This window comes from Halomonas denitrificans, assembly GCA_019800895.1.
Taxonomy (GTDB): Bacteria; Pseudomonadota; Gammaproteobacteria; order Xanthomonadales; family Wenzhouxiangellaceae.
The window spans coordinates 217,263-241,824 of record JAHVKF010000001.1 but is presented as its reverse complement, the minus strand read 5'-3'; the positions used below and the strand labels follow the sequence as shown (position 1 = coordinate 241,824).

General features: G+C 65.0%; 21 protein-coding genes and 5 tRNA genes. 23 read left to right on the top strand and 3 right to left on the bottom strand.

The window, feature by feature from the left end; all coding sequences use genetic code 11:
* Positions 1 to 18 precede the first annotated feature (18 nt).
* Positions 19 to 1,419 (bottom strand): asparagine--tRNA ligase, encoded by a 1,401-nt coding sequence (gene asnS, locus KUV67_01015; protein MBY6203450.1) that lies wholly within the window; start codon positions 1,417 to 1,419, stop codon positions 19 to 21.
* A gap of 102 nt (positions 1,420 to 1,521) precedes the next feature.
* Between asnS and KUV67_01010 the strand changes: the two genes are divergently transcribed.
* From KUV67_01010 to KUV67_00920, 19 genes are all read left to right on the top strand, one after another.
* Entirely contained in the window at positions 1,522 to 1,866 is a 345-nt protein-coding gene (locus KUV67_01010; protein ID MBY6203449.1) for an iron-sulfur cluster assembly accessory protein, read from the top strand.
* 179 nt (positions 1,867 to 2,045) lie between these two features.
* Positions 2,046 to 2,130, top strand: a tRNA-Tyr gene (locus tag KUV67_01005).
* A 32-nt stretch (positions 2,131 to 2,162) separates the two neighbouring features.
* Positions 2,163 to 2,236 (top strand) — tRNA-Gly (locus KUV67_01000).
* Between the two features lie 40 nt (positions 2,237 to 2,276).
* Positions 2,277 to 2,352: transfer RNA gene (locus KUV67_00995), tRNA-Thr, on the top strand.
* Between the two features lie 100 nt (positions 2,353 to 2,452).
* Positions 2,453 to 3,643, top strand: coding sequence for an elongation factor Tu (gene tuf, locus KUV67_00990; protein MBY6203448.1), 1,191 nt, complete (start codon positions 2,453 to 2,455; stop codon positions 3,641 to 3,643).
* A gap of 86 nt (positions 3,644 to 3,729) precedes the next feature.
* Positions 3,730 to 3,805: transfer RNA gene (locus KUV67_00985), tRNA-Trp, on the top strand.
* Positions 3,806 to 3,826: 21 nt separating this feature from the next.
* Positions 3,827 to 4,204 (top strand): preprotein translocase subunit SecE, encoded by a 378-nt coding sequence (gene secE / locus KUV67_00980; GenBank protein MBY6203447.1) that lies wholly within the window; start codon positions 3,827 to 3,829, stop codon positions 4,202 to 4,204.
* Positions 4,204 to 4,737 (top strand): transcription termination/antitermination protein NusG, encoded by a 534-nt coding sequence (gene nusG, locus KUV67_00975; protein ID MBY6203446.1) that lies wholly within the window; start codon positions 4,204 to 4,206, stop codon positions 4,735 to 4,737. Before secE ends, nusG begins: the two co-directional genes overlap by 1 nt.
* Positions 4,738 to 4,866: 129 nt before the next feature.
* Entirely contained in the window at positions 4,867 to 5,301 is a 435-nt protein-coding gene (gene rplK / locus KUV67_00970; GenBank protein MBY6203445.1) for a 50S ribosomal protein L11, read from the top strand.
* On the top strand, positions 5,301 to 5,996 hold the full coding sequence (gene rplA, locus KUV67_00965) for a 50S ribosomal protein L1 (GenBank protein MBY6203444.1): 696 nt from the start codon (positions 5,301 to 5,303) through the stop codon (positions 5,994 to 5,996). Before rplK ends, rplA begins: the two co-directional genes overlap by 1 nt.
* Before the next feature lie 278 nt (positions 5,997 to 6,274).
* A complete protein-coding gene (gene rplJ / locus KUV67_00960) occupies positions 6,275 to 6,802 on the top strand; it encodes a 50S ribosomal protein L10 (protein ID MBY6203443.1) in 528 nt (175 codons plus the stop codon).
* 41 nt (positions 6,803 to 6,843) lie between these two features.
* A complete protein-coding gene (gene rplL, locus KUV67_00955; GenBank protein MBY6203442.1) occupies positions 6,844 to 7,224 on the top strand; it encodes a 50S ribosomal protein L7/L12 in 381 nt (126 codons plus the stop codon).
* A 181-nt stretch (positions 7,225 to 7,405) separates the two neighbouring features.
* Positions 7,406 to 11,485, top strand: coding sequence for a DNA-directed RNA polymerase subunit beta (gene rpoB, locus KUV67_00950; protein MBY6203441.1), 4,080 nt, complete (start codon positions 7,406 to 7,408; stop codon positions 11,483 to 11,485).
* Positions 11,486 to 11,502: 17 nt separating this feature from the next.
* Complete coding sequence (gene rpoC / locus KUV67_00945; GenBank protein ID MBY6203440.1) at positions 11,503 to 15,732, top strand: DNA-directed RNA polymerase subunit beta'; 4,230 nt, start codon at positions 11,503 to 11,505, stop codon at positions 15,730 to 15,732.
* Between the two features lie 131 nt (positions 15,733 to 15,863).
* The gene (rpsP, locus tag KUV67_00940; GenBank protein ID MBY6203439.1) at positions 15,864 to 16,124 is read left to right on the top strand and encodes a 30S ribosomal protein S16; all 261 of its coding nucleotides are present in this window, start codon (positions 15,864 to 15,866) and stop codon (positions 16,122 to 16,124) included.
* A 10-nt stretch (positions 16,125 to 16,134) separates the two neighbouring features.
* Positions 16,135 to 16,677, top strand: a complete 543-nt coding sequence (gene rimM, locus KUV67_00935) for a ribosome maturation factor RimM (GenBank protein ID MBY6203438.1) — start codon at positions 16,135 to 16,137, stop codon at positions 16,675 to 16,677.
* Positions 16,667 to 17,410, top strand: a complete 744-nt coding sequence (gene trmD / locus KUV67_00930) for a tRNA (guanosine(37)-N1)-methyltransferase TrmD (protein ID MBY6203437.1) — start codon at positions 16,667 to 16,669, stop codon at positions 17,408 to 17,410. Before rimM ends, trmD begins: the two co-directional genes overlap by 11 nt.
* A gap of 122 nt (positions 17,411 to 17,532) precedes the next feature.
* The gene (rplS, locus tag KUV67_00925) at positions 17,533 to 17,898 is read left to right on the top strand and encodes a 50S ribosomal protein L19 (protein MBY6203436.1); all 366 of its coding nucleotides are present in this window, start codon (positions 17,533 to 17,535) and stop codon (positions 17,896 to 17,898) included.
* Positions 17,899 to 18,133: 235 nt separating this feature from the next.
* A complete protein-coding gene (locus tag KUV67_00920; protein ID MBY6203435.1) occupies positions 18,134 to 18,631 on the top strand; it encodes a DUF4442 domain-containing protein in 498 nt (165 codons plus the stop codon).
* On the opposite strand, the gene KUV67_00915 is transcribed toward KUV67_00920, so the two are convergent.
* Both KUV67_00915 and KUV67_00910 read right to left on the bottom strand, forming a co-directional pair.
* A complete protein-coding gene (locus tag KUV67_00915; GenBank protein ID MBY6203434.1) occupies positions 18,620 to 19,075 on the bottom strand; it encodes a polymer-forming cytoskeletal protein in 456 nt (151 codons plus the stop codon). The two genes, KUV67_00920 and KUV67_00915, sit on opposite strands and share 12 nt — an antisense overlap.
* The gene (locus KUV67_00910) at positions 18,979 to 19,932 is read right to left on the bottom strand and encodes a M23 family metallopeptidase (GenBank protein ID MBY6203433.1); all 954 of its coding nucleotides are present in this window, start codon (positions 19,930 to 19,932) and stop codon (positions 18,979 to 18,981) included. The genes KUV67_00915 and KUV67_00910 overlap by 97 nt, the downstream gene beginning before the upstream one ends.
* A gap of 169 nt (positions 19,933 to 20,101) precedes the next feature.
* Between KUV67_00910 and htpG the strand changes: the two genes are divergently transcribed.
* The 4 genes from htpG to nusA all read left to right on the top strand — a co-directional run bounded on the left by htpG (position 20,102) and on the right by nusA (position 24,534).
* Entirely contained in the window at positions 20,102 to 22,141 is a 2,040-nt protein-coding gene (htpG, locus tag KUV67_00905; protein ID MBY6203432.1) for a molecular chaperone HtpG, read from the top strand.
* A 100-nt stretch (positions 22,142 to 22,241) separates the two neighbouring features.
* Positions 22,242 to 22,318, top strand: a tRNA-Met gene (locus tag KUV67_00900).
* A gap of 167 nt (positions 22,319 to 22,485) precedes the next feature.
* Positions 22,486 to 22,983, top strand: coding sequence for a ribosome maturation factor RimP (gene rimP / locus KUV67_00895; GenBank protein MBY6203431.1), 498 nt, complete (start codon positions 22,486 to 22,488; stop codon positions 22,981 to 22,983).
* Between the two features lie 42 nt (positions 22,984 to 23,025).
* Positions 23,026 to 24,534, top strand: coding sequence for a transcription termination factor NusA (gene nusA / locus KUV67_00890; GenBank protein MBY6203430.1), 1,509 nt, complete (start codon positions 23,026 to 23,028; stop codon positions 24,532 to 24,534).
* The last annotated feature ends 28 nt before the right edge of the window (positions 24,535 to 24,562 follow it).

The following is a 24,562-nucleotide window of genomic DNA, read 5'->3' as shown; positions in this document are numbered from 1 at the left end:
CGGCAAGCCCGGCGCCCGTCAGAACGGCGCGCTGCCCGGCGTGCGGGGGTAGGGGATCACGTCGCGGATGTTGCTCATGCCGGTAATGTAGGCCAGGAGCCGCTCGAAGCCGAGGCCGAAGCCGGCATGCGGCACCGTACCGTAGCGTCGCAGATCGAGGAACCAGTCGTAGGCGCCCGATTCCAGCTGCTCGGGCTCCATCCGGCTCTTCAGGACGTCCAGGCGCTCCTCGCGCTGGCTGCCGCCGATGATCTCGCCGATGCCCGGGGCGAGCACGTCCATCGCCGCCACGGTGCGCTTGTCGTCGTTCAGGCGCATGTAGAACGCCTTGATCTCGGTCGGGTAGTTGACCACGATGACCGGCGCCTGGCAGTGCTTCTCGGTCAGGTAGCGTTCGTGCTCGGTCTGCAGGTCGAGCCCCCACTCGGGCGTGTACTCGAAGCGCTCGCCGCTGGCCTCGAGGATGCGGATCGCCTCGGCGTAGTCCATCCGGACGAAGGGGCTGTCGATCAGGGTCTCCAGCCGCTCGATCGCCGTCGGCTCGATCCGCTCGGCGAAGAACGCCATGTCCTCGCCGCAGCGATCGAGGACGTCGCGGAACACCGATTTCAGGAAGTCTTCGGCCAGGACCGCCAGTTCATCGAGCCCCGCGAAGGCGATTTCCGGCTCGATCATCCAGAATTCGGCCAGGTGCCGCGCGGTATTCGAATTCTCTGCCCGAAACGTCGGCCCGAAGGTGTAGACCTTGCTCAGGGCCAGGCAGTAGGCCTCGACGTTCAGCTGGCCGGAGACGGTCAGGAAGGTCTCCCTCCCGAAGAAGTCCTTGCGGAAGTCCACCCGGCCCTTGTCGTCCGTGGGCAGGTTGGCCAGGTCCAGCGTGCTGACCCGGAACAGCTCGCCGGCGCCCTCGGCGTCGGAGGCGGTGATGATCGGTGTGTTGACCCACTGGAAGCCCTGGGCGTCGAAATAATCGTGAATGGCACGCGCCGCCGCGTGGCGGACCCGGGTGATCGCGCCGAAGGTGTTGGTGCGCGGCCGCAGGTGGGCGACCGAGCGCAGGAACTCGAAGCTGTGCTGCTTGGGCTGCACGGGATAGGTGTCCGGGTCGTCGACCCAGCCCAGGACCTCGATCTCCTCGGCCTGGATCTCGACGCTCTGGCCGCGCCCCTTCGACTCGACCAGCGTGCCGAGGCAGCGAACCGAACAGCCGGTGGTCAGGTGTCGGATCTCGTCGCTGTAATTCGGCAGGTCCTGGTTGGCGACCACCTGCAGATTGCCGAAGCAGCTGCCATCGTTGACGTGCAGGAAGGAAAACCCGGCCTTGGAGTCGCGTCGGGTGCGGATCCAGCCTTCGATGGTCAGCGGCGTGCCGACCTCGTGTTCGCCGGCCAGAACGGCCTTGATGCTCGCGTTTGCCATGTCGATTCGGGGGTCCGGAAGGTAAGGAGGATTTGAAAAATCGGGCTCGGGCGCAAGATAATAGTGCAAGCCGTGACCGAAAACCCGCCCGCGAGGTGCCCCATGTCCGAATCGACCATCACGCTGACCGAATCGGCCGCTCACCGGGTTGCCGAGTTCCTCGCCGCCGAGGGCGGGGTGGGCCTGCGTCTCGGCGTGCGGCGCACCGGCTGCTCCGGCTGGGCCTACGAGGTCGGGCTGGCCGATGAGGTCGGCGCCGACGACACCGTGTTCGAGGACCGCGGCATCCGGATCCTGGTCGATGCCGACGCCCTCCCGCTGGTGTCCGGGACCCGGGTCGATTTCGTCGAGCAGGGGTTGAACCGGCATTTCGAGTTCGACAACCCCAACGTCACCGACGAGTGCGGCTGCGGCGAGAGTTTCACGGTGGCGGCAGCGGCCGACTGACCGCTGGTCGGCCGCGTCGGCCGTTCCTTCCCGATCCACTGAGCGCTCGCCCCCGGGCGGATTTTTGCCGCGTCGGGCTTGACTTGGGCTGCGAGTTGCCCGACAATTGCGGGCTTCGTCCGATGGCGATGGAAATCCGGAGCAGGGAGCGGCTCGCACAGCGCGTTCCCACATCGATCGGAGGGGTACTCAAGCGGTCAACGAGGGCAGACTGTAAATCTGCTGGCTATGCCTTCGCAGGTTCGAATCCTGCCCCCTCCACCACTTCGGAATCCAGCGGAAGCGACACAGGCTAGGCGGGTGTAGTTCAACGGTAGAACCTCAGCCTTCCAAGCTGATGATGTCGGTTCGATTCCGATCACCCGCTCCAGTGTTGCTCGGACGAAGATGAAGGTGCAAGGCGAAAAAACGCCCGCGTAGCTCAGGTGGTAGAGCACTCCCTTGGTAAGGGAGAGGTCACTGGTTCGAGTCCAGTCGTGGGCACCAGAATCGAACTCGGCCGTCGGGAGGGTCCCTACGGTCGCGTTCTGCCGGCAGCGACCGGCACCGAGACCGGCATTCATATCGAAAACGGAGTTTTCCAGGCATGTCCAAGGCTAAATTCGAACGTACGAAGCCGCACGTCAACGTGGGCACGATCGGTCACGTCGACCACGGCAAGACCACGCTGACGGCGGCCCTGACCAAGGTCTGCGCGGAAGCGCGTGGCGGTGAGTTCAAGGCGTACGACCAGATCGACAACGCGCCGGAAGAGCGGGCTCGTGGGATCACGATCGCGACCGCGCACGTCGAGTACGAGTCGGACGCGCGTCACTACGCGCACGTCGACTGCCCGGGGCACGCCGACTACGTGAAGAACATGATCACCGGTGCGGCGCAGATGGACGGCGCGATCCTGGTGGTTTCGGCCGCGGACGGTCCGATGCCGCAGACGCGCGAGCACATCCTGCTGGCGCGCCAGGTGGGCGTTCCGCAGATCCTGGTCTACCTGAACAAGGCGGACATGGTCGATGACGAGGAGCTGCTGGAGCTGGTCGAGATGGAAGTGCGCGAGCTGCTGTCGAGCTACGACTTCCCGGGCGACGACACCCCGATCGTGACCGGTTCGGCGCTGAAGGCGCTGGAAGGCGACGACTCGGACATCGGCGTTCCGTCGATCCTGAAGCTGGTCTCGGCGCTGGACGAGTACATTCCGACGCCGGAGCGCGACACGGACAAGCCGTTCCTGATGCCGATCGAGGACGTGTTCTCGATTTCCGGCCGCGGTACGGTGGTGACGGGCCGCGTCGAGCGCGGGATCGTGACCGTGGGCGACGAGCTGGAAATCGTCGGCATCAAGGACACCACGAAGACCACCTGCACGGGTGTGGAGATGTTCCGCAAGCTGCTGGACCAGGGCGAGGCGGGCGACAACGTGGGCGTTCTGCTGCGCGGCACGAAGCGTGACGACGTCGAGCGCGGCCAGGTTCTGGCCAAGCCGGGCACGATCACGCCGCACACGCACTTCGAAGCCGAGGTGTACGTGCTGAGCAAGGAAGAGGGCGGCCGTCACACGCCGTTCTTCAAGGGCTACCGTCCGCAGTTCTACTTCCGCACGACCGACGTGACGGGTGCGGTGGAGCTGCCGGAAGGAACCGAGATGGTGATGCCGGGCGACAACGTGAAGATCCAGGTCGAGCTGATCGCCCCGATTGCCATGGAAGAAGGTCTGCGTTTCGCCATCCGCGAGGGTGGCCGGACCGTGGGTGCCGGCGTGGTGGCGAAGATCCACAAGTGATCGTGATCGGATAGTCGTTCACGCATCATCGCGTCGTAGCGGGCCGGACCGCCGAAGGCGGGCCGGACCGTGAAGGTCGATACAACAGGCGAGTAGCTCAACTGGCAGAGCAGCGGTCTCCAAAACCGCAGGTTGGGGGTTCGAGTCCCTCCTCGCCTGCCACTAGAACCACCAGGCATCCCTATGGCAGCTGAAAAGAATGCAACGCGCGATATCCCGCTCTGGATCGTCGCTGTACTGATCCTCGCCGGCGGCATCTACGGGTTCGCGTATCTCGAGGGGCAGGTCATGGACCTGGTCCGGATCGTGGGTCTGCTGGCCGTGATCGCGATCGCGGTGGTGGTTGCATCGCGCACCCGGAAGGGCGGCGAGTTCTTCAGCTACGTCCGCGAGGTCGACGTCGAGCGCCGGAAGGTCGTCTGGCCGACCCGCCAGGAAACGCTTCAGACCACGCTGATCGTACTGGTCATCACCGTGATCGTCGGGCTGATCCTGTTCCTGATGGACACGCTGTTCGGCTTCGCGGTGCGTCGCCTGATCGGTCTCGGCGGAGAGCTCTGATGGCCAAGCGCTGGTACGTGGTTCATGCCTACTCGGGGTTCGAGAAGCAGGTCCAGCGTTCGCTGAAGGACCGGATCGAACGCGCCGAGATGGAAGATCAGTTCGGCGAAATCCTGGTTCCGACCGAAGAAGTGGTCGAGATGAAGAAGGGCGTCAAGCGCAAGAGCGAGCGCAAGTTCTTCCCAGGCTACGTGCTGGTCGAGATGGAAATGAACGAAGACACCTGGCATCTGGTCAAGGACGTGCCGAAGGTGATGGGTTTCATCGGTGGCCGCCAGGATCAGCCCGCGCCGATCAGCCAGGCCGAGGCCGATGCGATCCTCAATCGCGTCAAGGAAGGCGTCGACAAGCCGCGGCCGAAGGTGTTGTTCGAGCCGGGCGAAATGGTCCGGGTGATCGACGGGCCGTTCAACGATTTCAACGGCACGGTCGAGGAAATCAACTACGAGAAGAGCCGCCTGCGCGTGGCCGTCTCGATCTTCGGGCGCTCGACACCCGTGGAGCTCGACTTCCAGCAGGTCGAGAAACTGTAATTCGCGCGGCCGGCGAACGCCGGCGGCGAACCCGGTTCGCGCCGTACGCGGGCCGGCAGATGGTAACGACAACGATGGGGAGCCGGATCGCTGAGTCGATCGGCGCTTGTACCCGAAGGAGAAACGACGATGGCTAAGAAGATCTCGGCCTACATCAAGCTGCAGGTTCCTGCAGGTCAGGCCAATCCGAGTCCGCCCGTGGGCCCCGCGCTGGGTCAGCACGGCGTGAACATCATGGAATTCTGCAAGGCGTTCAACGCGGCGACCCAGAGCATCGAGCCGGGTCTGCCCACGCCGGTGGTGATCACGGTCTACAACGACCGCAGCTTCACGTTCATCACCAAGACGCCCCCGGCCGCCGTGCTGCTGCGCAAGGCCGCCAAGATCCAGAAGGGCAGTGGCGAGCCGAACACCAAGAAGGTCGGCACGGTGACCCGTGCCCAGCTCGAGGAAATCGCGAAGATGAAGGAGCCGGATCTGACCGCTGCGGACATGGATGCCGCAGTGCGCACGATCGCCGGCAGCGCCCGCAGCATGGGCCTGAACGTGGAGGGTGTCGAATAATGGCTGCCAATACCAAGCGTCGTCGCGCAATCCGCGACCAGATCGAACCCGGCAAGCTGTACGGCATCGACGAAGCGCTCGGCCTGCTCAAGGACATGAGCAAGGTCAAGTTCACCGAGAGCGTCGACGTGGCCGTTCGCCTGGGCATCGACCCGCGCAAATCCGACCAGGTGGTGCGCGGCGCGACCGTGCTTCCGCACGGCACCGGCAAGAGCGTCCGGGTCGCGGTGTTCGCGCAGGGCGAGAACGCAGAGAAGGCCGAGGCTGCCGGCGCCGACATCGTCGGCATGGACGACCTGGCCGAGACCATCAAGGGCGGCACGATCGATTTCGACGTCTGCATCGCAACCCCGGACGCCATGCGCGTCGTCGGCCGGTTGGGCCAGGTCCTGGGCCCGCGCGGCCTGATGCCGAACCCGAAGGTCGGAACGGTGACGACCGACGTCGAAACCGCCGTCAAGAACGCCAAGGCCGGCCAGGTGCAGTTCCGGACCGACAAGGGCGGAATCGTGCACACCACGATCGGCAAGGCGGACTTCGAGGTCGAGGCGCTGAAGAACAACCTGAAGGCGCTGATCCAGGAACTGGTCAAGGCCAAGCCGGCCGCGTCCAAGGGTCAGTATCTTCGCAAGATCGCGGTGTCGACCACGATGGGCCCCGGCCTGGTCGTCGACAACGCAACGCTGGAACTGTAGTTCCGGCAGAGGATTCGTGCCGGGCTTTCGGGCCCGGCCGATGTGCGGGCGTATCGCGGAGACCGTTTCCGCGCCCGTCCAAGACCGCAGGTCCCCGAACCGCTCGCGCGTGGCAGGGGCTAAAGGAAGCGATTCCGCCTGCGCAGATGGTGTCGCCCGATTACCGACGATTTCCGGATCGAAGGGAAACGGCCACCAACAAGGTGCCGGATTCATGCGAATCCGGTGTGGCTGGAAGGTCGGAGCGATCCGGCCATCCGACTTGACGGAGGTAGCAGATGGCGCTCACTCTCGAGCAGAAGAAGGCGGTCGTGGCGGAAGTGGCCAGTGTGGCCCAGTCCGCGCACTCAGCCGTAGCTGCCGAATATCGTGGCATTACCGTCGAGAAGATGACCGAGATGCGTGCGAAGGCGCGCAACGAAGGTGTCTATCTCAAGGTCGCCAAGAACACGCTGGTCAAGCGTGCCGTCGAGGGTACCGAGTTCGAATGCATGGCCGAGGAACTGACCGGCCCGCTGTTGTTCGCGTTCTCCATCGAGGACCCGGGTGCTGCAGCGCGGCTGATCAAGGACTTCGCGAAGGACGAGGACAAGCTCGTCGTTCGGCTGGTTGCCATGGGCGCGACGCTCTACCAGGCCTCGGAAATCGAGCGCCTGGCCAAGATGCCGACCCGCGACCAGGCGATCGCCATGCTGATGGGTGTCATGAAGGCACCGATCGAGAAATTCGTTCGCACCCTCGCCGAGCCGCACACCAAGCTGGTTCGTACCGTTGCCGCGGTTCGCGACAGCAAGCAGGCTGCCTGATCCTTTTCGTTTTTAACGCTTGAAATCTGGAGTATTGAACAATGGCCGTTTCCAAAGAAGACATTCTTGAAACCATTTCCAACATGACCGTCGTGGAGGTCGTCGACCTCATCGAAGCGATGGAAGAGAAGTTCGGTGTTTCCGCTGCCGCTCCGGTGGCCGCTGCTGCCGCTCCGGCTGCCGGTGGCGACGCAGGTGCTGCGGAAGAGAAGACCGAATTCGACGTCGTCCTGGCAGGCTTCGGCGACAAGAAGGTCCAGGTCATCAAGGCCGTCCGTGGCATCACGGGCCTGGGTCTGAAGGAAGCCAAGGACATGGTCGAGGGCGCTCCGTCCCCGGTCAAGGAAGGCGTCAGCAAGGAAGAAGCAGAAGACATCAAGAAGCAGCTGGAAGAAGCTGGCGCGACCGTCGAGGTCAAGTAATCTCCTCGATTCCGCATTGATGTCAGGCATGGGCTGGGCGTCCGAGGGCGCCCGGCCCGTTCCTGTTTGCAGCGTTCTGCCAGCGCAAGAACGATCGCCAGGGCCCGTTCCGGGTGTCCTGGCGGTTCAGTCTGTTTGAAGTGTCCCGGATCAACTGCACCAGCACGCGGGTGAAATGCCGATGAACTACTCGTTTACCGAAAAGAAGCGAATCCGGAAGGAATTTGGAAAGCACGTGCAGGTTATTGACCCACCGTTCCTGTTGTCAACCCAGGTGGAGTCGTACAAGGAATTCCTGCAGGACCAGATTCCCGAAAGCGATCGCGATCCCAAGGGCCTCCATGGCGCCCTGTCCTCGGTATTCCCGATTTCCAGCTACTCGGGCAACGCCGCGCTGGAGTACGTGAACTACGAGCTCGGCAAGCCCGAGTTCGACGTCGTGGAGTGCAAGCTCCGCGGCATGACCTATGCCGCGCCGCTGCGCGTGACCGTGCGCCTGGTCATCTACGACAAGGACAGCCCGGCACGCAACAAGAAGGTCAAGGAAGTCAAGGAACAGGACGTCTACATGGGCGACCTGCCGCTGATGACCGAGACCGGCACGTTCATCATCAACGGCACCGAGCGCGTCATCGTCAACCAGATGCATCGCTCGCCGGGCGTGTTCTACGATCACGACCGGGGCAAGACCCATTCGTCCGGCAAGCTGCTGTACAACGCCCGCGTCATCCCGTACCGCGGCAGCTGGCTCGACTTCGAGTTCGATCCGAAGGACGCGATGTTCACGCGAATTGACCGCCGCCGGAAACTTCCGGTGACGATCCTGCTTCGCGCGCTGGGCATGGAAGACGAGGAAATCCTCGACACGTTCTTCGAGAAGTCCAAGATCACGCTGCGCAAGAGCGACGCCAAGATCGACCTGGTGCCGAAGCGTCTTCGCGGCGAGACCGCGCTGGCCGACATCGCCGACAAGGACGGCAACGTCATCGTCGCAAAGGACCGTCGAATCACGGCGCGCCACGTCAAGCAGATGGAAGAAGCCGGCGTCAAGACGCTGGACGTCAGCGACGAGTACATGATCGGCCGCATCCTGGCCCACAACATCGTCGACACCGAGTCCGGTGAGCTGATCGCGGCCTGCAACGACGAGATCACCGCCGAGCTGCTCGAAACGATGCGCGAAGCGAAGGTCAAGTCCTTCGAGATCCTGTACGTCAACGATCTCGACCAGGGCCCCTACATTTCCAACACGCTGCGCATCGACCCCACGTCGAGCGAGCTCGAGGCGCTGTGGGAAATCTACAAGATGATGCGTCCGGGTGAGCCGCCGACCAAGGAAGCGGCCCAGAACCTGTTCAAGAACCTGTTCTTTACCGACGAGCGCTACGACCTGTCGCCGGTGGGTCGAATGAAGTTCAATCGCCGCGTCGGTCGCGACGAACTCGAAGGTCCGGGCACGCTGGATCGCGAAGACATTCTCGCCGTCCTGAAGGTGCTGATCGACATCCGTAACGGAAACGGCACCGTCGACGACATCGACCACCTCGGCAACCGCCGGGTCCGCTCGGTCGGCGAAATGGCCGAGAACCAGTTCCGCATCGGCCTGGTGCGCGTCGAGCGTGCCGTGCGAGAGCGCCTGAGCATGGCCGAGAGCGAAGGCCTGGGTCCGCAGGACCTGATCAACGCCAAGCCGGTGGCTGCCGCGATCAAGGAATTCTTCGGTTCGTCGCAGCTGTCGCAGTTCATGGATCAGAACAACCCGCTGTCGGAAGTCACCCACAAGCGCCGCGTTTCCGCACTCGGCCCGGGTGGCCTGACGCGAGAGCGGGCGGGCTTCGAAGTCCGCGACGTGCACCCGACCCACTACGGTCGGTTGTGCCCGATCGAAACGCCGGAAGGTCCGAACATCGGCCTGATCAACTCTCTGGCGGTCTACTCCCGGACCAACAGCTACGGGTTCCTGGAAACGCCGTACTGCAAGGTGGTCGACGGCAAGGTCACCGACGAGGTGTCGTACCTGTCGGCGATCGAGGAGGGGGACTACGTGATCGCCCAGGCCAACGCCGAGCTCGACAGCAATCGCAAGTTCGTCGAAGAGTTGATTCCCTGCCGTCACCAGGGCGAGTTCACGCTGAAGAAGACCAGCGAAGTCGACTTCATCGACGTCTCGCCGCGCCAGATCGTTTCCGTGGCCGCGGCGATGGTGCCGTTCCTGGAGCACGATGACGCCAACCGCGCACTGATGGGCTCGAACATGCAGCGCCAAGCAGTTCCGACGCTGCGCGTCGACAAGCCGCTGGTCGGTACGGGTCTGGAGCGCGTGGTCGCCACGGACTCCGGCGTGACCACCGTGGCCCTGCGCGGCGGCATCGTCGACCAGGTCGACGCCGGCCGTATCGTCGTGCGTGCCAACGAGGACGAAGTGGGCGAGGACGATCCGGGGGTCGACATCTACAACCTGGTCAAGTACCAGCGGTCGAACCAGAACACCTGCATGAACCAGCGTCCGCTGGTCAAGGTGGGCGACACGGTCCGTGCCCGCGACGTGCTTGCCGACGGTCCGTCGACCGACCTGGGCGAGCTCGCTCTGGGTCAGAACATGCGCGTGGCCTTCATGCCGTGGAACGGCTACAACTTCGAGGATTCGATCCTGATCTCGGAGCGCGTGGTGCAGGAGGACCGGTTCACCTCGATCCACATCGAGGAACTGACCTGCGTGGCCCGCGACACAAAGCTGGGCTCGGAAGAGATCACCAGCGACATTCCGAACGTCGGTGAATACACGCTGAGCAAGCTGGACGACGCCGGCATCGTGTACATCGGTGCGGAAGTTCGTGCCGGTGACATCCTGGTCGGCAAGGTCACGCCGAAGGGCGAGACCCAGCTGACTCCGGAAGAGAAGCTGCTGCGCGCGATCTTCGGTGAAAAGGCGTCCGACGTGAAGGACACCTCCCTGCGCGTGCCCTCGGGCATGGACGGCACCGTGATCGACGTCCAGGTCTTCACCCGCGAGGGCGTGGACAAGGACTCGCGCGCCGTGTCGATCGAGAAGGAGCAGATCGCCCAGGTCCGGAAGGATCTCGACGACCAGCTGCGGATCATGGAAGACGCCATCTTCAACCGCCTGGAGTCGCTGCTGCTGAACAAGGTGGTCGACAAGGGTCCGGGCCTGAAGAAGGGCGCCAAGGTCACCTCGGCGTACCTGGAAGAACTCAAGCGCGACCAGTGGTTCAAGCTGCGCATGCGGTCCGACGACGCCCAGGAGGTGCTCGAGCGCGCTCAGCGCCAGATCGAGAAGCAGCGCAAGCTGGCCGACGAGAAGTTCCAGGAGAAGAAGGGCAAGATCACCCGCGGCGACGACCTCGCCCCGGGCGTCCTGAAGATGGTCAAGGTTTACCTGGCCGTCAAGCGCCGGATGCAGCCGGGCGACAAGATGGCCGGCCGCCACGGAAACAAGGGTGTCATCTCGACCATCGTCCCGGTCGAGGACATGCCCTACGACGAGTCCGGCACGCCCGTCGACATCGTTCTCAACCCGCTGGGCGTGCCGTCGCGCATGAACATCGGTCAGGTGCTCGAAACCCACCTGGGCCTCGCCGCCCATGGCCTGGGCAAGAAGATCGAAGCCATGATCGAGGCCCAGGAAAAGCCGGCGAAGGTCAAGAAGTTCCTCGAAGAGGTCTACAACTCGGACCGCAAGGGCCGGGTCTCGCTGAAGGACTTCTCCGACGACGACGTGATGGAGCTGGCGGGGAACCTGACCAAGGGCGTCCCGATGGCCACGCCGGTCTTCGACGGTGCCGACGAGGAAGAGATCAAGAAGCTGCTGAAGATGGCCGACCTGCCCGAGAGCGGCCAGATGACGCTGTACGACGGCCGCACCGGCGATTCGTTCGATCGTCCGGTCACCGTCGGCTACATGTACATGCTGAAGCTGAACCACCTGGTCGATGACAAGATGCACGCGCGTTCGACCGGTCCGTACAGCCTCGTCACCCAGCAGCCGCTGGGCGGCAAGGCCCAGTTCGGTGGCCAGCGATTCGGCGAGATGGAAGTCTGGGCACTGGAAGCCTACGGCGCGGCCTACACGCTGCAGGAAATGCTGACGGTCAAGTCCGATGACGTCCAGGGCCGCAACCAGATGTACAAGTCCATCGTCGACGGCAACCACCGCATGGTGGCCGGGATGCCGGAGTCCTTCAACGTGCTCGTGAAGGAAATCCGGTCCCTGGGCATCAATATTGAACTCGAAGAGTCCTGATCGAGGAGGATCACGATATGCGCGATCTGCTGAATTTCTACAAGCGCCAGCATCAGATTACCGATTTTGATGCGATTCGCATTGGTCTGGCCCAGCCGGACATGATCCGCTCCTGGTCGTTCGGAGAGGTCAAGAAGCCGGAAACCATCAACTATCGGACCTTCAAGCCGGAGCGCGAGGGCCTGTTCTGCGCCGCGATCTTCGGACCGGTCAAGGACTACGAGTGCCTGTGCGGCAAGTACAAGCGCATGAAGCACCGCGGCGTGAAGTGCGAAAAGTGCGGTACCGAGGTCACGCTGACCAAGGTCCGCCGCGAGCGCATGGGCCACATCGACCTGGCCAGCCCCGTGGCGCACATCTGGTTCCTGAAGTCGCTGCCGTCCCGGATCGGCCTGATGCTGGACATGACGCTGCGGGACATCGAGCGCATCCTGTACTTCGAGTCCTACCTGGTTCTCGATCCGGGCATGACGCCGATGGAACGCGGCCAGCTGCTGACCGATGAGCAGTATCTCGACGCCATGGAAACCTACGGCGACGAATTCGATGCCAAGATGGGTGCCGAGGCGATCTACGACATGCTCAAGAACGTCGACCTGGCGTCCGAGCTGTCGCAGCTGCGCGAGGACATCGCGGCGACCAATTCCGAGACCAAGATCAAGCGTCTGACCAAGCGGATCAAGCTGGTCGAGGCGTTCCTCGAATCCGGGAACCGTCCCGAGTTCATGATCCTTACGGTGCTGCCCGTGCTGCCGCCGGACCTGCGTCCGTTGGTGCCGCTCGACGGTGGCCGCTTCGCGACGTCGGACCTCAACGACCTGTATCGCCGGGTCATCAACCGCAACAACCGGCTGAAGCGCCTCCTCGAGCTGAATGCGCCCGACATCATCGTGCGCAACGAGAAGCGCATGCTGCAGGAAGCGGTCGACGCGCTGCTCGACAACGGTCGCCGCGGTCGTGCCATCACCGGCACCAACAAGCGCCCGCTGAAGTCGCTGGCCGACATGATCAAGGGCAAGCAGGGCCGCTTCCGCCAGAACCTGCTCGGCAAGCGCGTCGACTATTCGGGCCGTTCGGTCATCGTGGTCGGCCCGACCCTGAAGCTGCACGAGTGCGGCCTGCCGAAGAAGATGGCGCTTGAGCTGTTCAAGCCGTTCATCTTCTCGAAGCTGCAGCGTCGCGGCATGGCGCCGACGATCAAGGCCGCCAAGAAGCTGGTCGAGAAGGAAGAGGGCGAAGTCTGGGATATTCTCGAAGAGGTGATCCGAGAGCATCCGGTGCTGCTCAACCGCGCACCGACGCTGCATCGCCTGGGCATCCAGGCCTTCGAGCCGGTCCTGATCGAAGGCAAGGCCATCCAGCTGCATCCGCTGGTCTGCACCGCCTTCAACGCCGACTTCGACGGTGACCAGATGGCCGTTCACGTTCCCCTGAGCCTCGAGGCCCAGCTGGAAGCGCGCGCCCTGATGATGTCGTCGAACAACATCCTGTCGCCGGCCAATGGCGAGCCGATCATCGTGCCGACCCAGGACGTGGTCCTCGGCCTGTACTACATGACCCGCGAACTGGCCGGCGCCAAGGGCGAAGGCATGGTGTTCACGGACACGGCCGAAGTCCATCGCGCCTATCTGAACAAGCAGATCGAGCTGCAGGCGCCGATTTCGGTTCGCATCACCGAGTACAGCAAGGACGAGAACGGAGAACTGCAGGCACATTCGTCGCGGCAGGAAACCACCGCCGGCCGAGCTCTGCTGTTCGAGATCGCGCCGAAAGGCATGCCGTTCTCGATGTTCAACCAGACGCTGAAGAAGAAGCAGATCTCGAAGCTCATCGACGAGTGCTACCGCGATCTGGGCCTGAAGCACACGGTGGTCTTCGCCGACCAGCTGATGTACACCGGCTTCGCGAATTCCACCCGCGCCGGGGTCTCGATCGGCCTCGACGACCTGCAGATTCCGCCGGAGAAGAAGGACATTCTCGAGCGCGCCGAGCAGGAAGTGCTGGACATCCAGAACCAGTACTCCTCGGGTGTGGTCACGGCCGGCGAGCGTTACAACAAGGTCGTCGACATCTGGTCGCGCTGCAACGAGGAAGTGGCACGAGCGATGATGCGCCGGATCGGCAAGGAAATCCGCGTCGACAAGGACGGCAACAAGGTCGAGCAGGACTCGATGAACTCGATCTTCATCATGGCCGATTCCGGGGCCCGTGGTTCCGCAGCGCAGATCCGCCAGCTGGCCGGCATGCGTGGCCTGATGGCCAAGCCGGACGGCTCGATCATCGAGACGCCCATTACCGCGAACTTCCGCGAAGGTCTGAACGTACTCCAGTACTTCATCTCGACCCACGGTGCGCGCAAGGGCCTGGCCGATACGGCCCTGAAGACCGCCAACTCCGGGTACCTGACCCGTCGCCTGGTCGACGTGTCCCAGGACCTGGTGGTCATCGAGGAGGACTGCGGTACCGAGGACGGCCTCGAGATGCTGCCGATCGTCGAAGGCGGTGACGTCGTTGAACCGCTCGGCGAGCGAATCCTCGGTCGAGTGCTGGCCGAGGACATCTATCCGGCCGACAGCGACGAAGTCCTGGTCGAGCGCGGAACGCTGCTCGACGAGAAGTGGGTCGCCACGCTGGAAGAGAACGCGATCGACCGGGTGCTGGTCCGTTCGCCGATCACCTGTGCAACGCGCTACGGCATCTGCGCCACCTGCTACGGTCGCGACCTGGCGCGCGGCTCCGAGGTCAACATCGGCGAAGCCGTCGGCGTGATCGCGGCCCAGTCGATCGGCGAGCCGGGCACGCAGCTGACGATGCGGACCTTCCACATCGGGGGTGCCGCGTCGCGGGCCGTGGCCATCGACCAGATCGAGGTCAAGTCGGCCGGTTCGATCCGCCTGCATAACCTCAAATCGGTGGTCAACAAGGACGACCGGCTCGTCGCCGTGTCGCGTTCCGGCGAGCTGTCGCTGATCGACAGCCACGGCCGCGAGCGCGAGCGCTACAAGATCCCCTACGGGGCGGTGCTGAGCGTTCGCGAGGGCGACAAGGTCGAAGCCGGCCAGGTCGTTGCCAACTGGGACCCGCATACGCACCCGGTCGTGGCCGAGGTGGCCGGCAAGACGTCGTTCCAGGACTTCATCGACGGCGTGACCGTCACCGAACAGACCGACGACGTCACCGGCCTGAGCAGCATCGTGGTCACGGACCCGAAGAAGCGTGGCTCGGAAGGCAAGGACCTGCGTCCTACCATCCGTCTCGTCGACAAGAAGGGCAAGCCGTTGATGCTGCCGGGCACCAATCAGCCGGCGCAGAACTATCTGCCCTCCGGCGCGGTGATCAACTGCCGCGACGGCGACGATGTGCAGGTCGGCGACATCCTCGCGCGCATTCCGCAGGAATCGTCCAAGACCCGCGACATCACCGGGGGTCTGCCGCGAGTGGCGGACCTGTTCGAAGCCCGCAAGCCGAAGGAGCCGGCGATCCTCGCCGAAGCCTCGGGCACGGTCAGCTACGGAAAGGAAACCAAGGGCAAGCAGCGCCTGGTGATCACCGACGAAGCCGGCGATACGCACGAGGAGCTGATTCCGAAGTGGCGCCAGATCCTGGTCTTCGAAGGCGAGCACGTGGAGAAGGGCGAAACGGTCGTCGACGGCGAACCGAACCCGCACGACATCCTGCGCCTGCTCGGCGTGGAAGCGCTTGCGAACTACCTGGTGCAGGAAATCCAGGACGTCTACCGCCTCCAGGGCGTGAAGATCAACGACAAGCACATCGAGGTGATCATCCGCCAGATGCTGCGCAAGGTCGAAGTACTGGAGTCCGGCGACAGCAAGTTCCTCCCCGGCGAGCAGCTCGATGCGGTTCGCGTCCGGGAAGAGAACCAGCGCCTCGAGAAGGACGGACTGCGGCCGGCCAAGCTGCAATCGGTGCTGCTCGGGATCACCAAGGCGTCGCTGGCGACCGAGTCGTTCATTTCGGCGGCCTCGTTCCAGGAGACCACACGCGTTCTCACCGATGCGGCCGTTCGCGGCACCGTCGACAACCTGCGCGGTCTCAAGGAAAACGTGATCGTCGGCCGCCTGATTCCGGCCGGCACCGGGCGCGTGGCGCGCGAGCGTCGACGTGAGGATGCCGAGGTCGTGGGCGATACGGAAGCCGAACTGGCCGCGTTGCTCCGAGCCAACGAAGCCGAATCCGCCGAGACGGCGGATGCCGGTGGCGCCGGCGAAGAGGGTGCAGCCGAGTAAGCAGTACGAAGGGCCCGGACGGTCGTCCGTCCGGGCCCGATCAACGTGGAATGCGGGTACAATCCCGCGTCCTTTCGAACACAAGCGAACCGGCCGGGGATGATCGTCCGGTCGATGGAGCAGGAGACAGCATGGTCAAGATCCGACTGGCACGTGGTGGTGCCAAGAAACAGCCGTTCTACCACATCGTGGTGACCGATAGCCGTAACCGCCGCGACGGCCGTTACATCGAGCGCATCGGGTTCTTCAACCCGGTGGCCCGCGGCCAGGCGGAGCGCCTGCGCGTGGACCTCGAGCGTATCGATCACTGGAAGGAGCAGGGTGCGCAGATCTCCGAGCGAGTCAGCCACCTGGTCGACGAATCGCGCAAGGCCGCTTCGGCAGACGCCTGAGCCCGGACACATGACCGCTCCGGGCCCGGACGAGCCCAGTGAAGCCACGCTTCGCATCGGCCGCTTGAACGGTGCCTGGGGCGTGTCCGGTTGGGTGAAGGTGTTTTCCTTCACCGACCCGCCCGAGAACATCTTCGATTACCAGCCCTGGCAGGCCGACGGCTCGCCGGGGCTTCTGCACGTACGCGAGTGGCGTCGCCAGGGTCCCCGCCTGGTCGCTCGCGTGGAGGAAATCGATTCCCGGGAACAGGCCGAGCGGCTGGCCGGAACCGAACTGAGGATTCCGACCGACGCACTGCCCGAATCCGGTCCCGACCGCTACTACTGGAAGGACCTGCTGAACCTGCAGGTGATCAACCTGGATTCGGTCGAACTGGGCCGGGTCCACGGCCTGCTCGACGCCGGCGTCCACGACATTCTGGTGATCCGGCGAAGCGACGGCGGGCGCGACCACCTCGTGCCGTTCGTGCTCGATCGCTATGTCCGAGAGGTCGACCTCGATGCGGGCACCGTGGTGGTCGACTGGCAGCCGGAGTGGACCGATGCTGACTGAAATCCACGTCGTCACCCTGTTCCCGGACTGGTTCGATTCGTTGCACGAGCTCGGCCTGACGGGCAGGGCGCTGGCCGAGGAGCGGGTCCGGCTCCGGACCTTCGATCCGCGCACGCACGCCGAAGGGGTGCACCGGAGCGTCGACGATCGACCCTACGGCGGCGGGCCCGGCATGGTGATGCGCCCCGAGCCGCTGGCGCGGGCCATCGAAGAGGCCCGGCAGGGTTCGGACGCGCCGGTCGCCGCGTTGACGCCGCAGGGCCGGCGTGTGGACCAGGAGGCCGTGGAGCGGCTGGCGGGCCGGGAACGCCTGATCCTGGTGTGCGGTCGCTACGAGGGGATGGACGAACGGGTCCACGAGGAACTGGTGGACGAGGAGTGGTCGCTCGGCGATTTCGTCCTTTCCGGCGGCGAGCTCGCGGCCGCGGCCCTGATCGATGCGGTGCTCCGCCTCCAGCCCGGTGTGCTTGGCCACGAGGAGTCGGCGGCCCAGGATTCCTTCTCCAGCGGACTGCTCGACTGCCCGCACTACACCCGACCCGAGATCTGGCGGGAGCGAGCGGTTCCGGACGTCCTGCGCTCCGGCGATCACGCGGCGATCGCCCGCTGGCGGCGGCGCGAGGCGCTGCAGCGAACGCGCGACCGGCGGCCGGACCTGATCGACGCCCTGAAGAGCGAAGGCCGTCTCGACGAGGACGAACTGGCGTTCCTCGAATCGCCGCGCGACGCCTGATCCGCAGCGGCATTTCCTCTTTCGCTGCGGCGAATCTTGCGCTATACTTGCGCGCTTGACTTGGCGGGTGCAGCCAACGGCTGCGCCCGCACCGAAATCATCGAGCGGACGGAATTCGCACCATGAACATCATCGACCAGATCAACGCCGAGCAGACCCAGAAGGAACTCCCGGACTTCGCCCCGGGGGACACCGTCGTCGTCAACCTGTGGGTTCGCGAGGGCGAGCGCCAGCGTCTGCAGGCTTTCGAAGGCGTCGTCATCGCGCGCCGCAATCGGGGATTGCACTCGGCCTTCACCGTGCGCAAGATTTCGCACGGCACGGGCGTGGAGCGCGTGTTCCAGAGCTACAGCCCGTTGATCGAGTCGATCGAGGTCAAGCGCAAGGGCCGCGTCCGTCGCGCCAAGCTGTTCTACCTGCGCAACCTCGAAGGCAAGGCGGCGCGAATCCGCGAAAAGCTCACGGGTCGGGCACGCGCCTCTTCCTGAGCGCACCCATCGCGCAAGACTCCGGGGTGCGGCTCGATCGCGACCCTGCTTCGACGGCCCGGCGCCCACGCTCCGGGCCGTTTTCGTTCCGAACGTCGTCCGGATTGCAGCCAGGGCCGCCGTCGACGCTTGCGGCAGCCCGTCGACCGGGCAGGGCGTCAACGGCGGGAAACCGCCTGCGTCGGGCAGGCCGCGATCCGGGCGGAGCCCACCCGATCCGTCTGCGGGGTAGCGAATGAAACCCGGACTCTTCCGACGCCTGATGAGCCTCTGGCCGCCGTTTCTCGGGGCGGGGATTCGCGTGCGCGAGATTTCCGAGGATTGGCGCTACGTCCGGGTCGAACTCCTCTCCGGACGGCTCAATCGCAATTACGTCGGAACCCATTTCGGCGGCAGCCTGTTCGCGATGACCGACCCGTTCCTGATGCTGATGTACCTCGAGGCGCTGGGTTCGGAGTGCGTCGTCTGGGATCACTCGGCCGCGATCCGGTTCGTCAAGCCCGGGCGCGGCACGGTCGCAGCGGAATTCCGGCTCGCCGAATCCGACCTCGACGACGTCCGGCGCGCGGTGGCTGGCGGAGATCGCTACCTGAAGGAGCACGAGGTCCAGGTATTCGACGCGGAGGGCGAATGCGTGGCGACGGTTCGGAGAACCCTGTATTTCCGCCTCAAGGAACGGTACCGTCCGCCGGAGGGAAGGGGGGCGCGCCCGCCGTCCGGCTCAGGCCGGTGAGGATTCCCGGTCGGGTTCGCTGTCTTGCCCGATCGTCGAACGGCTGCTCTCGCGTTTCGCCTCGCCGTCCCTGGCGGACGACTCCGACGCCTTTTCGCGTAGCTCGCTGGCCCCGTTGAATCGCCCGCCCGGTTCGATCACGAGGTCGACCACGCTGATGGTGCCTTCGACCGATCCCCCGGCCACGATTTCCAGCCGCTCGGCTTCGATCCGCCCGTTCAGCGAGCCGCTGACCAGCACCCGGCGTGAACGGATCTCGCCGTCGACCCGGCCGGTTTCACCGATCGTGACGTCGGCCTCCGACCGGATGTTGCCGTCGAGCCGTCCGTCGACGTGCAGGCTGTCGTTCAGGGTGAGATCGCCGACCAGCTCGGTGCCGGATCCGAGGATCGTGGATCCAGTACCCGCACCTTGCTGCGGACGGTTTCTGCCAAGGATTCCCATTGCACGCGTTCCTCTTCGTCGAATACCAGGTCGTACCGGTCGAGCGACCAGTCCAGGAACGGCCGCGGATCGAGTCGGCGGCCGAGGTAGCGCACCTCGTAGTGCAGATGCGGGGCTGCCGATAGACCGGTGTTTCCCGAGCGGCCGATCGGCTGGCCTTCACGCACGTATTCGCCGACGCGAACGTCGACCTGGTCCAGGTGTGCGTAGTAGGTGGTGAAGCCGTAATTGTGGACCAGCTTGATCATCGTGCCCATGCCCGACCCCGGGTTGGGACCGGCCCATTCGACCACGCCGTCGGCCGTTGCCAGCACCGTCGTGCCGCGGGAGGCACGCAGATCGACCCCGCCGTGCAGCCTCGTTCCCTCATCGACCGGGTGATCGCGCATGCCGTAGGCCGATGTAACCCGGGTCTCGGCGAGGGGGTAGCCGCTCGGGATGGACGTGAGCAGCAGCCGCCGCTCCAGCGCGGTGTGGCTGGCCACGGAGATTCGTTCGGCCACGGGGAGGCTCTGCGGGGCGTCGACGCCGATCAGAGACTCGAGCTGTTCGAGATCGTCGGTCAGGGCAATCAGCTCGCGAGCCCTGGCGTCGATTCGCCGATTCAGTTCGGCCTGGTGGGCAAGCAGCTCGTCGTTTCGCTGTTCGGCCTCGAGGTTCCGTGCACGGAGATCCTCGATATCGCCGTTGAGGCGGTCGATCCGCCCGGACATCAGCTGGATCACCAGGAGGCTGCCCAGGAACACCGTGGCGATGACGCCGGCCCCGGACAGCGCCACCCGCCACATCAGCTGCGAAAGCGTGTAGTGCTTCGCGGCGCGAAAGTCGGTGATGGTGATCCGATAGTGATGACGCATGCGGCGGCGGATTCCGGGCCCGGGGCCAGAACTGGGGACATGCATTATCCGGGCGGGCCCGGCTCGATGCAACTCGCCTGCCGGACGGACGGACGCGCGCTTGAAATCCGGGCCGGGACGGCCCATCTCTGCCGGCAACGCAAGAATCGAACCTCCCGGACCGAAAGTCATGAACGACGTCACGAACGACCGACCCCAGGACCCGTCGAGCGAGCCGAACGAATCGAGGGAATCGGCCGCCGGCGCGACCGGCGCCGCCAACGAGGCCCCGAACCGGGACGCAGCCCGGGAAGCAGGCGACCGCGCCGACCCGTCGCCCGGCGCGGCGAGCGAGACGCGCCCTTTCGATACGGAAGTCCACCAGCTGCTCAAGCTGATGATCAACGCGCTGTACTCGAACCGGGAGATCTTCCTGCGCGAACTCGTATCCAACGCGTCCGACGCGCTCGACAAGCTTCGCTTCGAGGCCCTGACCGACGAGTCGCTGGCCTCCTCCGCCGGTGAGGCGCGCATCGACGTCCGCTACGACCGCGAGGCCGGCCTGCTCGAAATCGAGGACAACGGCATCGGTATGGACCGGGCAGAGGTGATCGAGAATCTCGGCACCATCGCGCGCTCCGGGACCGCCCGGTTCCTCGAGCGACTCAGCGGTGACCGCAAGGCCGATGCCCAGCTGATCGGGCAGTTCGGGGTCGGATTCTATTCCGCATTCATCGTGGCCGAGCAGGTCTGCGTCGAAACCCGCCGCGCCGGTGCGCCGGCCGCCGAGGGGGTGCGCTGGCGATCGGACGGCCAGGGCGAATACACGGTCGAGACCATCGACCGTGATCGTCCGGGAACCCGCGTGCTGCTCACGCTCGGCAAGGATCACCGGGACCTGCTCGACGGCGACCGGCTGCGCGGCATCCTGAAGCACTACTCCAACCACATCGCGTTCCCGATCCGCCTGGAGGCGACGGACGAGAGCGAAGACGACGCATCGAGCGAGATCGTCAACGATGCCAAGGCCCTGTGGGCACGGCCGAAGAACGAGCTGGAAGAGTCCGATTACCACGAGTTCTACGAGGGGCTGACGGGCGACGACCAGCCGCCGGCGACGCTGGCCCACCACCACGTGGAAGGTACACAGCGCTATTCGCTGCTGCTGTTCGTGCCCGGTCGCGCGCCCTTCGACCTGGCCTGGAACCGCGACGATCTGCACGGCGTGAAGCTCTACATCCAGCGCGTGTTCATCATGGATGCCGCCGAGCATCTGGTTCCGCGTTACCTGAGATTCCTGCGCGGTGTCGTCGATTCGGCCGACCTGCCGCTGAACGTGTCGCGCGAAATCCTTCAGGACAGTCCGCTGCTGAAGAAGATCCGAGCGACGGTCGTCAAGCGTGCGCTGGACATGATCGAACGACTTGCAGAGTCCGGCGGCGAGCCCTGGGAATCGTTCCAGCGCGACTTCGGCGCGATCCTCAAGGAAGGCCTGATCGAGGACCCGGAACAGCGCGAGCGGATTGCCCGCCTGGTGCGCTTTTCCAGCACCGCGTCGCAGACGCCGCATTCGGTCGGTCTGGCCGACTACCTCGAGCGGGCCGGTGAATCGGCCGATACGATCTGGTACCTGACCGCCGATTCCGTGCGCCAGGCGCTCGACAGCCCGCATCTCGAGGCGTTCCGGGCGAAGGGCACCGAGGTCCTGCTGCTGACCGACCCGATCGATGCCTGGGTGGTCAACCACCTGTTCGAATTCGACGGCAAGCCCCTGCGTTCGGCCGCTGACGGCCCGCCGTCGACCGACGGCGAAGAAGGCGACGCGGCGAGCGATGCGTCGGACGAAGCCGCGGGTGGCGCCGTGGGCCGGATCCGCGCGTCCCTGGGCGAGCGCGTCGCCGACGTCCGGGTCAGCCGCCGGTTGACCGACTCGGCCAGCTGCGTGGTCGACCCGGGCGGCCTGGATCCGCGGATGCGTAGGATGCTCGAACAGGCCGGCCAGCCGGTGCCGGAACGTACGCCCCGGCTCGAAGTCAACCCGAACCATCCGCTGGTGCGCGCGGTCGCCGGGCTCGCGGAGGGAGACGAACGGATCGGAGAGCTGTCGGCCCTCCTGCTGGAACAGGCCCTGCTGGTCGAAGGCGGCGATCTCGCCGACCCCGCCGGCTTCGTGCGGCGCGTGAATCGCCTGCTCGGCGACACCCTGGCCGGAAGCGTCCGGGACGAGTGAGCGCAAGCGGGATCGGACGATTCCGCGGCGCGGTCTTGTCCGTTTCGGGTGAATCGGGCTTGCGTTGAATTTCGTCTTCGGATATCATTGTTTGCTCGATTGCGGGGTGGAGCAGTCTGGCAGCTCGTCGGGCTCATAACCCGAAGGTCGCAGGTTCGAATCCTGCCCCCGCTACCAGGTCATCGGTGCAAGAAAGCCCCTGGTCTTCAGGGGCTTTTTTGTTATAGGCCCCGGCAACGCACGGCGGGCCGGGCATCGAACGACGCAGTGCATGCAGCCGGACTGCGTCGGGCACCGGAGCGACTGCGGAAAACGCGCTGCACGAAACTCGAGGAGGACGGTCGATGGCGGTCCAGGACGAACTGAAGGCACTGTTGAAGCCGGCGATCGAATCGCTGGGCTTCGAGTTCGTCGGCCTGGAGTACCTGTCCAACCCGAAGAACCGGTTGATCCGCATCTACATCGACCGCGAGCCGGATGGCGTCACCGTCGATCACTGCGCCGAGGTCAGTCGGGAGGTGTCCGCGCTGCTCGATGTCGAGGATCCGGTGTCGGGCCAGTACAGCCTGGAAGTCTCGTCGCCGGGCGTGGAGCGTCCGCTGTTCGAGCCGGAGCAGTTCGCGGCCTTTGCCGGCGAGCAGGCGGTGTTGCAGTTGTTCGCGCCGATCGGCGGCCGCAGAAAACTGGTCGGCACGCTGAAGGGTGCCGATGCCGATCGCGTCGAGATCGACGTCGACGGACAGATTCATGAAGTGCCGCTGGATGCGATCCGGCGGGCCAACCTGAAGCCGGACTGGGATGCACTGATGGCCGGCGAACGAACCCCGGGTGCGGCGGACTGAACGCCGCGCGTCCATTCAAGGTAACGACTCGGAAGCAATCGAATGAAGAAGGGCAAGGAAATCCTGCAGGTCGCCGAAGCGGTCTCGAACGAGAAGGGCCTGTCGCAGGACATCATCTTCGATGCGATCGAAGCCGCGCTGGCTTCGGCCGCCCGCCGTCGTCACCCCGACGACATCGACACCCGTGTCGCGATCGATCGCGAAACCGGTGATTACGAAGCGTTCCGTCGCTGGGAAGTGATTTCCGACGACGAGGAAGAGGCCGAGCTGGAATCGGAAGACCGGCAGATCCGCCTCACGGAGGCGAAGAAGCTGGATGACGGACTCGAAGTCGGAGACTTCATCGAGGAACCGATGGAAGCGCCCGAGTTCGGCCGGATCGCCGCCCAGGCCGCCAAGCAGGTGATCGTGCAGAAGGTTCGCCAGGCCGAGCGCGCCCAGGTCGTCGAAGCCTACGAAGGACGGGTCGGTGAACTGGTCAGCGGCGTGGTCAAGCGCCTCGAGCGCGGCGGAATCTACCTCGACCTCGGCGACAACGCCGAGGCGTTCGTGCCGTCGCGTCACACGATCCCGGGCGAGAACGTGCGAATCAACGATCGCCTGCGCGGATACCTCTACGAGGTCCGCGCCGAGCAGCGCGGTCCGCAGCTGTTCGTCAGCCGGACCATGCCGGAACTCCTGATCGAACTGTTCAAGATCGAAGTGCCGGAGATCGGACAGAACCTGCTCGAGCTCAAGGGCGCGGCCCGCGACCCCGGCCGCCGCGCCAAGATCGCGGTCCACGCGCTGGATTCGCGGACCGACCCGATCGGCGCCTGCGTCGGCATGCGCGGCTCGCGCGTCCAGGCGGTGTCCAACGAGCTCGGCGGAGAACGGATCGACATCATCCTCTGGGACGAGAACGCGGCCCAGTTCGTCATCAACGCGATGGCGCCGGCGGAAGTCGCCTCGATCGTCGTCGACGAGGACGCCAAGAGCATGGACGTGGCCGTCGAGGAAGACAATCTCTCGCAGGCGATCGGTCGCGGCGGCCAGAACGTCCGCCTGGCGTCCGAACTGTCCGGCTGGGAGCTCAACGTCATGACCATCGAGGACGCGGAGGCCAAGAGCGAGGAAGAGTCGCGCTCGGTGCTGCAGATGTTCGTCGACAAGCTCGACGTCGACGAAGAGCTGGCCGGCATTCTCGTCCAGGAAGGCTTCTCCAATGTGGAGGAGGTCGCCTACGTGCCGGAATCGGAGCTGATGGCGATCGAGGAATTCGACGAGGACATCGTGGCCGAGCTCCGTCGCCGCGCCCGCGACGCGCTGCTGACCCAGATGATCGCCTCGGAGGAGCAGCTGGAGGAGAACCGTCCGGCCGAAGACCTGCTGGCGCTGAAGGGCATGACCGAGACGATCGCTTTCCGCCTGGCCGAGCAGGGCATCCGCACCCGCGACGACCTGGCCGAATGCGCCGTCGACGAGCTCGAGGACGTCAAGGACCTGGACGCCGAAACGGCCGCAGAACTGATCATGGAAGCGCGCGCTCACTGGTTTGCCGAAGAAGGCTGATCCGAGCCGCACGCACGCAGTCCACGAA